This is a genomic window from Porphyromonas sp. (assembly GCF_030529325.1).
Taxonomy (GTDB): Bacteria; Bacteroidota; Bacteroidia; order Bacteroidales; family Porphyromonadaceae; genus Porphyromonas_A.
The window spans coordinates 43,321-58,446 of record NZ_JAUMXC010000008.1; the positions used below are offsets into that span (position 1 = coordinate 43,321).

Sequence of the window (15,126 nt, forward strand, 5' to 3'; positions counted from 1 at the left end):
GCCCTTATTGTCTTAGTTTTTATTTATCAAAGGTTTTTACCATGGCAACTCTTGAACTTCTTTCCGCTTCCACAAGGACAAGGATCGTTGCGACCTATTCGCTCTCCTGCAACATATGGCTGCTGTTTTTCGGCTTTTCCTGCTTGACTTGCTGCAAGTCCTGCTTGGTGTCTTGCCTCTTGTGCCTCTTGGTATTCGTCCTTGCGCTCTTGGTATCTTCTGCGATTATTCAGTCTTGGGTCATCATGAGCCTCTCTTACATCGAGTTCTCTCTTCTCTTGGCTCTCTTGTGGAGCGATAGGGATCTGACCTCTCATGATGATGGAAGTTGCCTTCTTATTCATTCGCTCAACCATCGTACGGAAGAGTTCGAAGGACTCAACCTTAAAGATGACCAATGGGTCTTTGTTTTCGTACGAAACGTTACGTACAGCATTTTGCAACTCATCCATGTCTCTGAGGTGCTCTTCCCATGCTTCATCAATCGTGTATAGTAGGATTGTCTTTTGGAATGCACGGGCAACACTCTTGGAGTGGCTTTCTACGGCTTCCTTGAGGTTACAAGGGACGTTGTACATCAACTTACCGTCAGTTACCGGCACATATACAGTCTCGATGACATTGCCTTGCTGCTCATACATGTTCTGAAGCACAGGGTCCGCAATTGTCGTGATGCGTCCCATACGACGTTTCAAAGTCTCAGTAGCTGTATCGATAATCTTGTCTGCCAAGGCTTCTGCATTGAGATGCTTGAACTCGCTCTCCGTGATTGGGAGCTCCATTGCAAAGACAGTGAACAGCTCCATCTTGAATGCTGAATAGTCACCCTGAGCATACTCTTGAGCTATAGTTTCCGCACATTGAGAAATAGTGTTGAGGACGTCAAGGCCTATGCGTTCACCCTTGAGTGCGTGATTGCGTCGTGTATATATGACTTTACGCTGTGCGTTCTTTACATCATCATACTCCAAGAGGTGCTTACGTATACCAAAGTTGTTTTCTTCAACCTTCTTTTGTGCATTTTCAACGGATTTACTGAGCTGTCGACCTTCAAGCATATCTTCTTCCTTGAAGCCCAACTTGTCGAGCATGCTTGAAATACGCTCAGATCCGAACAGACGCATGAGTCGATCTTCGAGTGAAACAAAGAATACCGAAGATCCCGGGTCTCCCTGACGACCTGCACGTCCCCTCAACTGCCTATCGACACGTCGTGATTCGTGGCGCTCTGTACCTATGATTGCAAGCCCCCCGGCTTCTTTAACTTCCGGTGTGAGCTTGATGTCGGTACCACGACCTGCCATATTGGTTGCGATGGTTACGGTACCCTTGCGACCTGCGAGAGCGACGATCTCAGCTTCTTTTTGATGGAGTTTCGCATTAAGAACATTGTGCTCTATCTTGCGCATAGTAAGCATGCGGCTGAGAAGTTCAGAAATTTCGACGGATGTTGTACCTACAAGTACCGGTCTTCCCTTATCCACCAGTGAAACTATCTCATCAATGACAGCAGAATACTTTGCCCTGTTGGTCTTGTATATACGGTCGTTTTCGTCTTTACGGGCAATAGGGCGATTGGTTGGGATGACTACCACATCCAGCTTGTAGATGTCCCAAAACTCCTTTGCTTCAGTCTCTGCAGTACCTGTCATACCTGCAAGTTTGTGATACATGCGGAAGTAGTTTTGGAGCGTAATCGTTGCTTTGGTCTGTGAAGCCGATTCCACAGTCACATGCTCCTTAGCTTCGATTGCTTGGTGAAGTCCATCTGAGTAGCGACGTCCATCCATGATACGACCGGTCTGTTCGTCAACAATCATAACTTTATTGTCCATGACGACATACTGGTCATCTCTTTCAAAGAGAGTATAAGCCTTTAGGAGCTGGTGGATGGTGTGTACACGTTCACTCTTGATAGAGTAGTTAGACAATAACTCATCCTTCTTGGCAGTCTTTTCTTCTTCGCTCATTTCCATATTTTCAAGCTCAGACATCTGGCTTGTAATATCCGGAAGTACGAAGAATTGAGGATCATCGGTCTTGCCGGTGAGAAGGTCAATGCCCTTGTCCGTTAGTTCGATAGAATTATTCTTCTCATCGATGACAAAATAGAGTTCATCTGTGGCAATATGCATGTTACGCATGTTGTCCTGCATGTAGAACTCTTCTGTTTTTAAAAGGCCTGTTTTGATACCCTCTTCGCTCAAAAACTTAATTAAAGCTTTGTTCTTGGGCAAACCTTTATAGCTGCGGAAGAGAAGAAGATAGCCTTCCTCCTGGACTTTTTTGTCTTCACTCTTGATTTTTTGTCTTGCCTCAGATAGTAGGCGTGTAGCAAGGGTCTTCTGAGCATTGACTACAACCTCGACATTGCCTCTGAACTCCTCAAACATCTGATCTCCGGAAGTCTCTATCGGGCCGGATATGATAAGTGGTGTACGAGCGTCATCCACAAGTACAGAGTCTACCTCATCCACAATAGCATAGTTATGCTTGCGCTGTACGAGATCTTTTGGAGATCTCGCCATATTGTCACGAAGGTAGTCGAAGCCAAACTCGTTGTTTGTTCCAAAAGTTATGTCGCAGTTGTAGGCACGTCTGCGCTCTTCAGAGTTTGGCTCATATTTGTCGATACAGTCCACCGAAAGACCATGAAACATATACAACGGCCCCATCCATTCTGAGTCACGCTTAGAGAGGTAGTCATTCACGGTAACGACATGGACACCATTCCCTGTGAGGGCGTTAAGGAATACAGGTAGGGTAGCTACAAGCGTTTTACCTTCACCTGTTGCCATCTCAGCAATCTTTCCTTTATGAAGTACGACGCCACCAAAGAGCTGAACGTCATAGTGAATCATATCCCATGTGACTTCGTTTCCGCCGGCAATCCAATGATTGTAGTATACGGCTTGGTCACCATCGATGGAGACGAAATCATGTTTTACCGATAAGTCTCTATCAAATTGCGTTGCATTTACTCGAATTTCCGGGTTTTCAGCAAAACGTCTTGCTGTATCTTTAACGATGGCGAATACTTGTGGCATTATCTCATCCAACTTCTTCTCCATCTTGTCCATTATCGTCTCTTCAAGTTTGTCAATCTTGGCCCAGACATTTTCTCTCTCTTGAAGTTCAAGATCTTCTATGCCAACTTTTAGACTTGCTATTTCGTCTCTCTCAGATTGTACACATGTTTGTATATCTTCTCTGAACTGACGGGTACGAGCTCTGAGTTCATCATCCGAAAGGGATACAATCTCCTTGTATGCTTCTTTAATTTGGTCGACGAAGGGAGTTATTTCCTTCAAGTCTCGCTGTGATTTGTTACCGAAGATTTTGGTAAGTAGGTTATTTATTCCCATTAACTGTATATATCTTATATATTATTATCCTATTGTTGTACAAATGCATGGAGTACTGTCATATCCAACCTAATTTTGAAATACTCCCATTCCTATGGAGCGTCCCTGCGTAGGCGGACGTATCCTGAGAACATAGCATATTGTAGCAGAAATATCCCTTATATCAAGTGGTGCTGCAATCTTTTGAGACCTAAGATCTGCTGATCTCAGGATAAAAGTTGTAGGGGCCGTTCCATATCTATATAGTCCCGAGTCTGTGAGATTTTCAGCTCGGATGAAGGCCCAGCTTGGGAGAAGTTCAAATAGTACATCTCCACGTTCCTTGATTGTAGCTCGATTGAGACAGCTTTGAAAAAGGGAATTGTCCTGACTGTCCAGCACTGCTCTTTCTCTCAGCTCATGGTCCGTGATGGCATATTGTATCCCACTGAAATCTCGCAAGAAGTCGGCAGTCTTACTTTGGACATCTTGCAAGTTCAATTTTTGACTTTCTATCAACTTCCTGTTGAGGAATATCTGCCCATCGTTTGTTACTTCTTCAACCCAGTTGCCTTGACCATATTGCGCCATAATGAAAACATTCATCAAGGCTTTGCATCTGTCATTGTGGAAGTAGCCTATTATTTCATCTCTGCTATGAAATTCTCTTGATTGTCCATTGCCTACAAGAGCAATAAGAGTCTGAGAGCTTCCCGTGCGTCCATCTATTTTGCCAAGCAATGAAGCAATGGCTCGATCCAGCCTATAGTAGGTATCAAATAACTCTGGGGTGATGTCTCGTGTGGCTTCGGCATGGTTCCCTGCAAAGAGATTTAATGCCAAGAAATCCGGTACATCATCCTTGCCAATTTCTGTATTGGTAAAGATGATATCCACGGCTTTCATTACTTCTTCATTGACAAGAGCCGACTTCTTGAATTTTGCAATCCCTTCGCCGTTTGAGTCAAAGTTATGTTTAAATCCTTGAGTAACTACAGTTTTACTTATGTAGGGTGATAGTCCTTGTCGATCAGACAGGCCGCTTACGGATGGCAGCCATACGGAGTTTTTCAGCCTATTAAGTAAACTTTCGGACCCCTCGTTCAACTTATACATATAGGATGGGTATCCCTCTTTGTAGTAGGTTGATGAGACCCACTTGCCGTTATAATCATCGATCCAGAAGACTCCGTCAGCATGCTGCCCTCCACCAATGATTGCTTCTTCTGCATTTGGTGCCAAACTGTATATGAGAGCATCTCCTCCTGTTGCTTGCCACAGTTTGTCCGCAATAGTAGGTGCCGACAAACGTTTAGGTGACAATCTTGTTGAGGTCGCATATCCTATATATTGCTCGTCATGAAAGACAGAGTTGTATGATGATACTTTCCCATTAACTGAGAGTATGTTAGGTCTCCGAGTTGCTATGCCGTTGGCAAAGGCCGTTGTGCCTGTATGCAGCATGGCATGCGAAGCTGTCGGGTCTGCTGACAATATAGGGTTCTTGACATTGCTGTATACTTGGCCCTCATCTATGAGTTTTTTCAGTCCTCCTTCAGGCAGTAGGGGATAAATCTCATCAAGGATGTCTGATCTCAATTCTTCCACCGATAGTAGCACCACAAGACGAGGTATGTTTGCCTCCACTTGTGTCTGACACATTGTCAGCAGAGCGATTATGGGTACTATCAGTTTATTCATTATACTTTACCTTATGCAAATATTATGCCAGAACTTATTTGCGTTTGCTCTTTATATAGTCCAACGCACCTGAAAATATTGCATGATCAATGAGTATGAGACCAAATAAAAGTGTGATACCCTCAGGCAGGTTTTGGAGTCCTGATACCACCCCTATTGCGCAAGAGAATATCCCCACAAAGTTAATAAAATAGAGCCAATTATTTATTCTCTTACATTTTGAAAACCACAGGGTTATTGCAAGCAATATATAGAGAGGGGTAAATAGCAACATATTTAGGTTGGGAAAGGTGTGAGGGTGATGGGAGATAAGTCCTAAAAACCAGAGAAGTATACCGCATACTCCTATTACTAAGAACATAATGCTTCTATATACTTGCAATGCGTATGGAGCTTTTGATTTGAGCAGTACAAGGACGGCATAGACGAGCAGGATCCCAATGACAACTGTTGATGGGCTTATCGGGAAATCTTTTCTTGTTCCTATTGGTCGTGTTTCTGCAGCTATCAAAATTTTCTCAATGACCAAAGGTTCATTATTGTCTTTTCTCACGGCTGCATCCAGCTCTTTTTCGAGCATCAATGGTAAAAAGGCTGCATCAGATAGACTCATCTGCTTGTCAGTTTGCATACCAAGGGGTAGGTCACACAGGAGGGTATACCAACGATCCGTTGCTGTATAGCTGCGGATGGCATTTCTGAATGTTGGAAAATTTTCCAGCCCCTTTACTGAAAAACCACCACAATATTTTTCTATGAGATCTCGTGCTTTGGTCGAACAGTTGTCAAAATAGAAGTTGTATATATAATTCCTTTGTTCGGGCTGTGCATTCCAGAGAAGAAAGTTCAACAAGGCCTCTGATTCATTGTACTTCAGGTTCAGTACCTGCTCCGAGACGCTCCTTCCCTCATAGACATAGTTTGTTAAAAATGTTTCCATCGGTTCTATGCCAAGAGCATAGATGGGTTTCCCAAGCGCAAAATTCATCAAGAAACTCGGTTGGTCGAACGAGAATAAGCCATAGTTAAATACCAAGTCCGTTCCCTTGCTGAGGTCTTTCACCCTAATAGCCGAATGCCCATAGAGCAAGAAGGGTGCGAGATCAGATGGGCCACACGTCACGAGGCTGACTCTGTATCTTTGAGGGATAGTGTCATTTTGTGCGATTGCTTTTTCTATTGATGTGAGGCCCATGCCCCACATCACAGATAGTAGATATAGTATGTGCAAATACTTCTTCATTGTCTTAAAATAGTTTAGGAATATCCGTCACTTCAGCATTTCTGTTTCGGATGACTAATTCTTTAGGATAGAGATTATTGACTCTGTTGCCAATGTTTTTGACCCATCCCAGCGGTACTCCCTTGTAAATGACACTTTGAAATCCCTTGTAGGGATCCGGATTGATGGCCTCTCTTTTTAGATAAGTCATTGCTGTTTCCTCATCTACCTCGACCTTGGGGTAGGGGGCTTTGTCAAAGATTTGAGTACTCATCGCCCATGAATGATGAGGGATGAAATCCTTCCCTTTGATATTGCCCAATATGATACCTTTGGAGAGAATTTTTACTTTGCTTTTGTTTAGATATTCTACAATCTCTTTTGCTCGAGGTGAGAGGTAAGAGTATTGATCTCCTTCTATGAGGATACGATCAAGGGACTGTATGTTTTCTTTCAATACTGGAGGCAGGGATACATCTTTTGCCCCTTTCTTCGTCTGCTTAATGTCCGGAGCTTCTGTCTTTTCTCCTGATTTTTGTACCGCAAATATTGCCAAGCCTTCTCCCTTTGCATGATGAGGGAAAAATCTGTAGACCCCGTCTATACTTCCCCTCTGTATCCCCAAACTTTCAGTATCTTGTATGTTGGGCGAGAGTATTTTGTCGACGTCAAAATTATCCAAGATATAGGACAGTTGAGCCTCATTTTCCTCGCGATTATAGGTACAGGTACTGTATATCAAGATGCCTCCGGGTTGCAGCATTTGCCAAGCTTCATCGATGATATCCTTTTGTTTTGCACTGCATGATGCAACGCTTCCTAATGACCATTCATTGCGACTGTTGGGGTCTTTTCTGAACATTCCCTCGCCTGAACAAGGAGCATCAACCAGGATCAGGTCACACTTCAATCCCGAAGCTCGTAGTTGATGAGGGTAGGCATTCGTGATGATGATTTCATCTCCACCATACCTTGTGATATTTTCGTGAAGTATCGTTGCTCTTCCCTTGTCCGGTTCGTTGGTGATCAAGACACAAGATTGAGGAAGCAGGCTTCGCATCAGAGTACTTTTCCCTCCGGGTGCGGCACATAGATCAAGTGCTACCTTGGGGGAGAAATCAAGATTGGTCAAGTAGCATGACACAAACATACTTGAAGCCTCTTGTACATAGTATGCCCCTGCGTGCCAAAGGGGATCTACTCCAAATGTCGGACGTGAGTCTATGTAGTATCCCAGATCACTCCATGGCACTCTCTTTGCGGACTGTGGACTGAGACTTATTTTCTTTGGATTTATGCGGATGCTGGTGGGGGATGGCTCTTCCATTGAGTGGCATAATGCCTCTGTCTCTTCCTTGCCAAAGGAAGACTCAAAAGCTTCCAAAAAAGAAGATGGAAGGTCGAATCTCTGTTCGATAGCCATAGGTCTTACTTGTACTTTATAAACTTAAACAAATACAAAGATAAGATAATCCTACAAGATATTCCTTTGGCCTTAGGTTCGGACAATCGCAATCTCGGAAGTGTTATCTGTGGAGTCTGAACAAAAACTCCAATCCTCCACCGTTTCTGTTACGTACGGTGATGTCTCCTTTGTGCAGAAGTACTGCGTTTTTGACTATAGAAAGACCAAGACCTGATCCACCGGAGTCTCGAGTGCGTCCTTCATTGATCCGATAAAATCGTTCAAATAGTCTGTTGAAGTGACTCTCGTCAGGTATTCCTATTCCCGTATCAGAAAATGAGAAATAATAGAAGTCTGAATCTTGATTGTACTTTGAGACACGTATGGCAATTCCCTCTCCCGCATATCTTATGGCATTGTCTGTCAGGTTGCGAAATATTGAGTATATCAGACTTGGGTTGCCTTGTATGATGGTGTTTGGGGGAACATCCCATGACAGATTTATATTTCGTTCAGCCAGCTGTTTCTGAGACTCTTCTTTGATGGTGTCGAGTACATCTGCTATATCTACAGCCTCTAATGCGAATGATTGAGGAGCATTGGTCATTTTGGTGATGAGGCTCATGTCTCTTATGATTTCTGACAGAGTCATTGTTTGTTTGTGAGCCTGGGCTACAAAGTGTTTGGCTTTTTCAGGATCAAGATTGTGCTCAAGAATAGTCTCGAGATAACCCCTGATACTCGTCACAGGAGTACGCAGTTCGTGCGCAATATTGCCTGTCATCTCCTCTTTGAGTCTGCGAGTCTTTTCGTGTAGCGTAACATCGTTTAGGATGACCTCACAACCTCCGGACTCAAATAGGTTGACATGGAGTGAAAACGTTTTGCCGTGTTTTTCGATTCTCGTCTCAAAATAACTGTCTGAAGGGGCTTCAAGGTACTTTTTTACTTCAGCAAAGACTGGATCTCTAAACAGGTCAGAGGGACTGCTTGTGGGCTCTTGTATGAGTATATTGAGATACTGGAGAAACAGACTGTTGTAAAACTCTACTTCTCTATCCCTATCATAGAAACAAATCCCCTCTTCTGAGCTCTGTACGTGCTGGAGAAGTTTTTCACGTTCATTAGCTATTTCGATCTGTTTTTCTTTGAGCTGGTTGTAGTTGTGTGTGATACGATTTCCGATTTCACCCAGTTCGTCGTCCGGAAAAGTGATGTCCGGATGCTCGTCTCTCTCTGTTGCTGTGGCAAAGTCATGAAGTTGTCTGATGGATTTTGCAAAACGGTCAGCAAGCAGGGTCATAAAGATCAGAGACACGAGGAAAAGTGCCAATATAACGTATAGAAAAGTATTATCGGACTTCAAGTCTTTGCGTAGCCCTGCATCATATGGAAGAGCCACACGGACAAAAATGCTACCATAGTCCTTGGCATAATACACATATTGAATCTCATTGGATGAGGATAGTCGGATATGAGTACCACTTTTTTGAGATCTTGCAGCATGTATCTCCGGCCGGTCAAAGTGATTGCCTAGCATAGAGATGTCGCTGATGTAGTTGTCATATATGACCTTTCCGGCTTTGTCTATCAACGTGACTCTTATGTCTTGATGAAGACTTTTTATCAGAGTGGAGAGCTGAGCCTCTGGAGTCTCTGCCTGATCGATCAAGTTGTGTATAAATACGGTGTAGGCATCCAACTTTTCTTCCAAGGCAATACTCCTGAATCTGCGCTCTTGAGAACGTTCAAAGATGATGATACTTGCGGTGAACAGCGCGAATAGTAAGGAGAAGTATAGGAATAGACGCCCTTTGTATTTAAGCCTCATAGTAGCATTTCTGTATTAAATCTATATCCATATCCCGTCTTATTGGTGATGGCACCCGCATAGTCTCCAAGTTTTTTGCGTAATCTTGTGATGTGGACATCGACCGTACGCTCGGTTACATAGACTGAGTCTGTCCATACCCTATCTATAATATCCTCACGAGAAAATATCCGATCGGGGTGAGAGGCAAGGAGTATGAGTATCTCAAGCTCGGTTTTGGTGAGGGCTACTTTTTGATTGTTAATGGTGACTTCTTTTGCTTCTGTGTCTATGATCATATTCTCAAACACAAGGTTGCTTGCCTTTGCTGTTGTCCTCTCTGTCCCCATATTATTGCGCCTTATTATGGCTTTGACACGGGCGATTACTTCCTTGAGAGAAAATGGTTTTGATATATAATCATCTCCCCCGACTGAAAAGGCAGTGAGTAAGTCATTTTCAGTGTCTTTGGCAGTGATGAATATGATGGGAGTATGATCTCCCTCTTTTCGTAGACTCTCAACCAGCTTGTACCCTGACATTCCACTCATCATGACATCTAAGAGTATGACTGAAAATCCTTTGGGTATCACAGTAAGCGCATCTTCGGCTGATGGGCTGCATACGACATCGTACCCCTCATTTTTGAGGTTAAACTCCAAAATTTCGGAGATATTGGGATCATCGTCTACAATAAGGATTGAGTGGCTCATGAGTGATATAGATATTACAATCGGATGTGAATATGTACAAATGTAAGCAATAACTCGGTGACAATAATTAGGAAAAATTGAAAATGATATGACAATAGGCGGATAAAAAGTTGTCTAAAGTGATTTGTCAAGGAACGGAACTTTCGATCAAAAGTTCCGTTCCTTGATTTCAACCTTTCTATTTCTCCTTCTGATATCGTTTTTTTATCTTGTGATAATCTTTGATGTTTGACTTACAGAAAGAAGAGGTAGGAGGGAGGTTATTTGATGTTATGTGTTTTTTATGGTGTGATTTTGTCATCAATCTTTACTTTACCTCCGTGCTTTAATACCTTGGCATCAACATAGAAGACAATCTCCTCTATGATGTTGCTACAGTGGTCTCCTATACGTTCGAGTTTACGAATGAGCAATAACAGACTCAATCCGCAGCGTATATCTTCGGGATGCGAGGACATGTGGCGAGTCAGGATTTCGGGTGCCTGGCGATAGATCTGATTGACCTCTTCATCCTTGCTTAGGATCTTGCCGACGAATGTGGTGTTTTCGGTTTCCAAACATACAAATGCATCGGATAACATGCCTATCAAAGTCTCGATCATCTCCTCTATACGCAGATCCTCGATGAGGGTTTCAGATACTTTGTTGCAGTCCTCTTCGATGACATGACGCGCCACGCTTACAGCAAAGTCTCCTATGCGTTCGAGCGTGTTACTGATCTTGATGAGAGAGAGGACGAGTCTCAAATCTATGGCCACCGGGCTATAGAGAGCTATGTAGTTTTCACCATCGCTGTCAATCTTTAGTTCGAATGCGTCAACTCGTTTTTCTTTTGCAACGATTTCTAATGCACATCCTATGTCTTTGTGGAGGAAGGCGTACTTGGCTTTTTCCAACTGTGAGATGACCAACTTCCACATGTCGTTGACACTGTTTTTCAACAGTACCATTTCTTTTTCTATGTGTTTCATATTGTGAATGTTGTATGGTGACAATTATCCGAAACGGCCTGTAATATAGTTTTGTGTTTCCTTTTTCTCGGGATTGAGGAACATCTTTTTAGTCTCGCTAAACTCTATCAGTTCACCCAACATGAAGAATCCGGTGTGATCACTCACACGGGCAGCTTGCTGCATGTTGTGTGTCACTATCACTATGGTGTAGTTCTCTTTGAGTTGATGGATGAGCTCTTCAATTTTTGAGGTCGAAATCGGATCCAAGGCACTTGCCGGCTCATCCATAAGAAGTACAGAGGGAGATACTGCCAAAGCTCGAGCAATACAGAGTCTCTGCTGCTGACCTCCGGATAATTCAAAGGCTGATTTTTTTAGTTTGTCTTTCACCTCATCCCACAATGCTGCGGCTTTGAGAGACTCCTCAACTCTTTGAGCTACAAAGTGCTTGTCTCCCATGCTATTCACTCTGAGACCATAAGCCACATTGTCAAATATCGACTTGGGAAAAGGATTGGGCTTCTGAAAGACCATTCCGACTTTTTTTCTCAGGTCATCGACAGCCATAGACTTGTCGTATATATCCATGCCATCGACCGTACAGCGACCTGTGAGAGAGGTGTCGGGGATCAAGTCATTCATGCGGTTGAACAGCCTGAGAAAGGTCGATTTGCCACACCCTGAAGGCCCGATAAATGCCGTTACGCTCTTAGCCTCTATCTTCATATTTATGCCTTTTAAGGCGTGGAAATGTCCGTAGTAAAAGTTGACATCTTTTGCTTCTATCATAACTGTTTTAGAGATGTTTCAAGTTAATTCGTTTTTAGTTTTTTTCCGACTTGTCTTCTGATTATTGTGGCTATCATGTTCATACAGAAGACAATCACGATAAGCACCAATGCTGTGCCATAAGCTATCGGACGTGAGGCTTCGATATCTGTACCACTGGTGGCGATGACGTACAAGTGGTAGGGGAGTGCCATTACTTGATCAAAGATGCTAGTCGGTAGTTTGGGTAGGAAGTATGCTGCAACCGTAAAAAGTATGGGTGCGGTCTCCCCTGATACCCGTCCGATAGATAGGATGAGGCCTGTTGTAATGTTTGGAAAGGCTGCGGGTAAGACTACTTTGTAGATAGTTTGCAACTTTGACGCTCCTAGAGCAAGGCTTCCGGAACGATAGGATTGAGGTATTGCTTTGAGAGCTTCTTCTGTTGTACGTATGATGACCGGCAAGACAAGCAATCCAAGTGTCATGGATCCCGCGATTATAGAGTCTCCAAAACCTAATGTGTTTACGAATAACGCCATACCGAAGAGTCCGAATACTATTGAAGGTATGCTGCTCAAGTTATTCGTCATGACTCTGATGAACTTTACTATCCCATTGTTCCCCGCATATTCGGTTGTATATATGGCAGACATGACTCCGAGAGGAAACGCAAAGAGCATACTGCCGGCAACAAGACACAGAGTCCCTATGATTGCGGGGAATATCCCTCCGGATGTCATCCCTTCGGCAGGGGCAGTCATGAGGAACTCCCAACTTATCACTCCCACGCCGTTGTATAGTATGAATCCGAGTATCCATGCCAATAGACCGATGACTAAAAGTCCAAGGACTCTGAGGATAAAGAATGCTATTTTTTGAGTGGCCTTTTTATTCATTGTCATTGATGATAATTATATGCCCCTGTTGGGTTGTTTTTTCGAGATGATTTCACTTGCAATACTCATAATCATTGTGATGACAAAGAGGATACATCCCAGCATAAATAAGGCTTGATAGTGGGCGCCTCCTGATGGAGCTTCCCCCAGCTCGGCGGCGATCGTAGCCGGTATTGTACGTACAGAGTCGAATAGAGAAAAAGTTATGACCGCTGCATTACCCGTCACCATAAGGACTGCCATTGTTTCTCCGATAGCTCTACCGATACCTAGTATGACAGACGCAGATATACCGGAGGCAGAGTAAGGGATGATGACTTTGTATATAGTCTGCCATTGACTTGCACCAAGTGCCAGACTTGCTTCTCTTATCGCTCTTGGGGTATTGCTCATGGCATCCTCGGCTACAGTGATGATCGTTGGCAATGCCATGATGGCAAGTATCAAGCTACCGGCAAGGGCCGTCTCTCCTACATCCAGACTGAACGTCTTTTGTACGATAGGTACGAGCACGACGAGACCGAAGAACCCATACACTACAGAAGGGATGCCTGCCAATAGTTCGATCATGGGTTTCATGAACTGTTTTGTGCGCCTGTTTGCCAATTCCGATAGGTAAACTGCTACTCCAATCCCTAATGGCAGAGCAATAATTATGGCGACTATACTTACCAACAACGTACCGAGGATAAGTGGGAGTAGCCCAAACAAGGGGGATGGTGTGGATGTCGGAAGCCATTCTTTGCCCGCAAAAAACTGCTCCAATGATATATCTCCGGAGGATAGTCTCCTGACACTTTTCCCTCTTGGGGCATACTTGTCAGGTAAAAAGGCTATGATATCCGGACTCTCTGCTATCTTTCCCTCCAGTTTCCGGGGTAGTAGTTGGTAATCTTCTCCGAATTCTTCCTCATCATACAAGTTGAATATTTCTTCAAATCTGAATACCTCTATCTCTCCCTCGTGGACTCCGAGTGTGGACCAGTCTGTGATCTCTGCATCGAATATTTCCTTGATCTCCGTAGGGCTAAGGGTGTTGATTCTGTTGCTTGAGTGGACGTAGAGTCCGTAACCGCTTTCCACAGAAGGAGATGAGAAGAGGCCTGCTCCTTCTCGGAAAAGGAATATGGTGATCAACAGAATCGTTATACTTGTTATCGCACCACTGGCTGTGAGCAAACCTTCGATAGATCTTTCTGATATGTGTCTCAATCGTTTCATTGTCAATCTTTGATCTTGACTATGATATCCGGTTTTTATTTTATTGAGATGAAACCTATCTCTCTGACAATCTTTTGTCCTTCAGGAGAAAGCGTATACCGGATGAAGTCTGAGACTTTGTTTTCCTGTTGGGCTTCGTAATAGTAATAAAGAGGACGTACGATAGGATAGCTCTTATCCTTGGCGCTCTTGATGGATGGTGCTGTAAATGTTTTGCCCTTGTCGTATGATACTTGTAGAGCTTTGACTTCCTTGCTGAGGTAAGCGACGCCGATATAGCCTATCCCCCCCTTTGTCTGACTGATAGATTGTACTATAGCCCCCGTTGCAGGTAAACTCATGATGCCGTTCATATAGTTTTTGTTTTTGAGGACACTTTCTTTGAAAAATTCGTATGTCCCGGAAGATGTCTCTCTTGAGTATGGGATGATCTTCATATCTTCTCCCCCGACTTCCTTCCAGTTCTTGACCTTTCCGGTAAATATCTCTTGCATTTGTTCTCTTGTGAGTTTTTCAACCTTGTTTGACGGATGAACGACAACAGCAAGGGCGTCATAAGCGATAATAACTTCCTTAGCGCGTTTTCCACTTTCTTGGAGTTTTTGTTTTTCGTCAAATTTGATCTTACGTGAAGCCTGTGCTATCTCTGTTGTTCCCGAGAGTAGGGCAGATATTCCCACACCCGAACCTCCTCCTGTTACCGTGATTGTGCCGGACTTATGTTTCTTCATGTACTCCTCTGCCAACTTCTGAGATAGAGGTAGAACGGTATCAGATCCTTTGATCTTTTGAGCTGTTGCTCCAAGTGAAACGCTTGCGAGTAAAAGTGTTGCTAAAAATAATTTTTTCATGTCTTTGTGTTGTTTGGAGTTACCTCCGGAGAGGCTTTTATTTACACCACAAAGGTATAGGGCTGAGGTTAAGGTCTGGGTGCAATATTGTTACAATGTGGTTAAGGTATAATGATCATTTTGGGTAACTCATATTGATCTCATGATCATGATAAAAAACTCTTTGTCCTTGACTTTTTACAAGAGGAAAAGGAAAGAGGTATAGAACTGTCCAAATCAATGTGCCTACCTTGATGAAT

General features: G+C 43.5%; 11 protein-coding genes. All 11 read right to left on the reverse strand.

From position 1 onward, the window contains the following. Positions 1-26: 26 nt before the first annotated feature. Positions 27-3,365 (reverse strand): preprotein translocase subunit SecA, encoded by a 3,339-nt coding sequence (gene secA / locus Q4A14_RS02465; RefSeq protein ID WP_303169682.1) that lies wholly within the window; start codon positions 3,363-3,365, stop codon positions 27-29. A gap of 69 nt (positions 3,366-3,434) precedes the next feature. Then, positions 3,435-5,045 (reverse strand): alkaline phosphatase family protein, encoded by a 1,611-nt coding sequence (locus tag Q4A14_RS02470; protein ID WP_303169684.1) that lies wholly within the window; start codon positions 5,043-5,045, stop codon positions 3,435-3,437. A 34-nt stretch (positions 5,046-5,079) separates the two neighbouring features. Then, positions 5,080-6,288: a DUF4105 domain-containing protein gene (locus Q4A14_RS02475; protein WP_303169685.1), complete on the reverse strand. Its 1,209-nt coding sequence runs from the start codon at positions 6,286-6,288 to the stop codon at positions 5,080-5,082. 4 nt (positions 6,289-6,292) lie between these two features. After that, complete coding sequence (locus tag Q4A14_RS02480; RefSeq protein WP_303169687.1) at positions 6,293-7,690, reverse strand: hypothetical protein; 1,398 nt, start codon at positions 7,688-7,690, stop codon at positions 6,293-6,295. Between the two features lie 103 nt (positions 7,691-7,793). After that, complete coding sequence (locus tag Q4A14_RS02485) at positions 7,794-9,503, reverse strand: cell wall metabolism sensor histidine kinase WalK (protein ID WP_303169694.1); 1,710 nt, start codon at positions 9,501-9,503, stop codon at positions 7,794-7,796. Next, positions 9,500-10,195 carry a response regulator transcription factor gene (locus Q4A14_RS02490; protein WP_303169696.1) on the reverse strand — a complete coding sequence of 232 codons (696 nt, stop codon included), beginning with the start codon at positions 10,193-10,195 and terminating at the stop codon, positions 9,500-9,502. Before Q4A14_RS02490 ends, Q4A14_RS02485 begins: the two co-directional genes overlap by 4 nt. Positions 10,196-10,476: 281 nt before the next feature. Next, entirely contained in the window at positions 10,477-11,166 is a 690-nt protein-coding gene (phoU, locus tag Q4A14_RS02495; RefSeq protein ID WP_303169698.1) for a phosphate signaling complex protein PhoU, read from the reverse strand. A 24-nt stretch (positions 11,167-11,190) separates the two neighbouring features. Beyond that, on the reverse strand, positions 11,191-11,952 hold the full coding sequence (gene pstB / locus Q4A14_RS02500; RefSeq protein ID WP_303169702.1) for a phosphate ABC transporter ATP-binding protein PstB: 762 nt from the start codon (positions 11,950-11,952) through the stop codon (positions 11,191-11,193). An 8-nt stretch (positions 11,953-11,960) separates the two neighbouring features. Beyond that, on the reverse strand, positions 11,961-12,815 hold the full coding sequence (gene pstA, locus Q4A14_RS02505; RefSeq protein WP_303169700.1) for a phosphate ABC transporter permease PstA: 855 nt from the start codon (positions 12,813-12,815) through the stop codon (positions 11,961-11,963). A gap of 15 nt (positions 12,816-12,830) precedes the next feature. Continuing rightward, on the reverse strand, positions 12,831-14,027 hold the full coding sequence (pstC, locus tag Q4A14_RS02510) for a phosphate ABC transporter permease subunit PstC (RefSeq protein ID WP_303169703.1): 1,197 nt from the start codon (positions 14,025-14,027) through the stop codon (positions 12,831-12,833). Between the two features lie 44 nt (positions 14,028-14,071). Then, positions 14,072-14,887, reverse strand: a complete 816-nt coding sequence (locus tag Q4A14_RS02515) for a PstS family phosphate ABC transporter substrate-binding protein (protein ID WP_303169701.1) — start codon at positions 14,885-14,887, stop codon at positions 14,072-14,074. Between the last annotated feature and the right edge of the window lie 239 nt (positions 14,888-15,126).

Excerpts from the sequence above, each read along its gene's own strand:
- secA (WP_303169682.1), bottom strand. The coding sequence starts at position 3,365 with ATGGGAATAAATAACCTACTTACCAAAATCTTCGGTAACAAATCACAG.
- phoU (WP_303169698.1), bottom strand. The coding sequence starts at position 11,166 with ATGAAACACATAGAAAAAGAAATGGTACTGTTGAAAAACAGTGTCAAC.
- Q4A14_RS02515 (WP_303169701.1), bottom strand. The coding sequence starts at position 14,887 with ATGAAAAAATTATTTTTAGCAACACTTTTACTCGCAAGCGTTTCACTT.
- Q4A14_RS02470 (WP_303169684.1), bottom strand. The coding sequence starts at position 5,045 with ATGAATAAACTGATAGTACCCATAATCGCTCTGCTGACAATGTGTCAG.
- Q4A14_RS02490 (WP_303169696.1), bottom strand. The coding sequence starts at position 10,195 with ATGAGCCACTCAATCCTTATTGTAGACGATGATCCCAATATCTCCGAA.
- pstA (WP_303169700.1), bottom strand. The coding sequence starts at position 12,815 with ATGAATAAAAAGGCCACTCAAAAAATAGCATTCTTTATCCTCAGAGTC.
- Q4A14_RS02480 (WP_303169687.1), bottom strand. The coding sequence starts at position 7,690 with ATGGCTATCGAACAGAGATTCGACCTTCCATCTTCTTTTTTGGAAGCT.
- Q4A14_RS02475 (WP_303169685.1), bottom strand. The coding sequence starts at position 6,288 with ATGAAGAAGTATTTGCACATACTATATCTACTATCTGTGATGTGGGGC.
- Q4A14_RS02485 (WP_303169694.1), bottom strand. The coding sequence starts at position 9,503 with ATGAGGCTTAAATACAAAGGGCGTCTATTCCTATACTTCTCCTTACTA.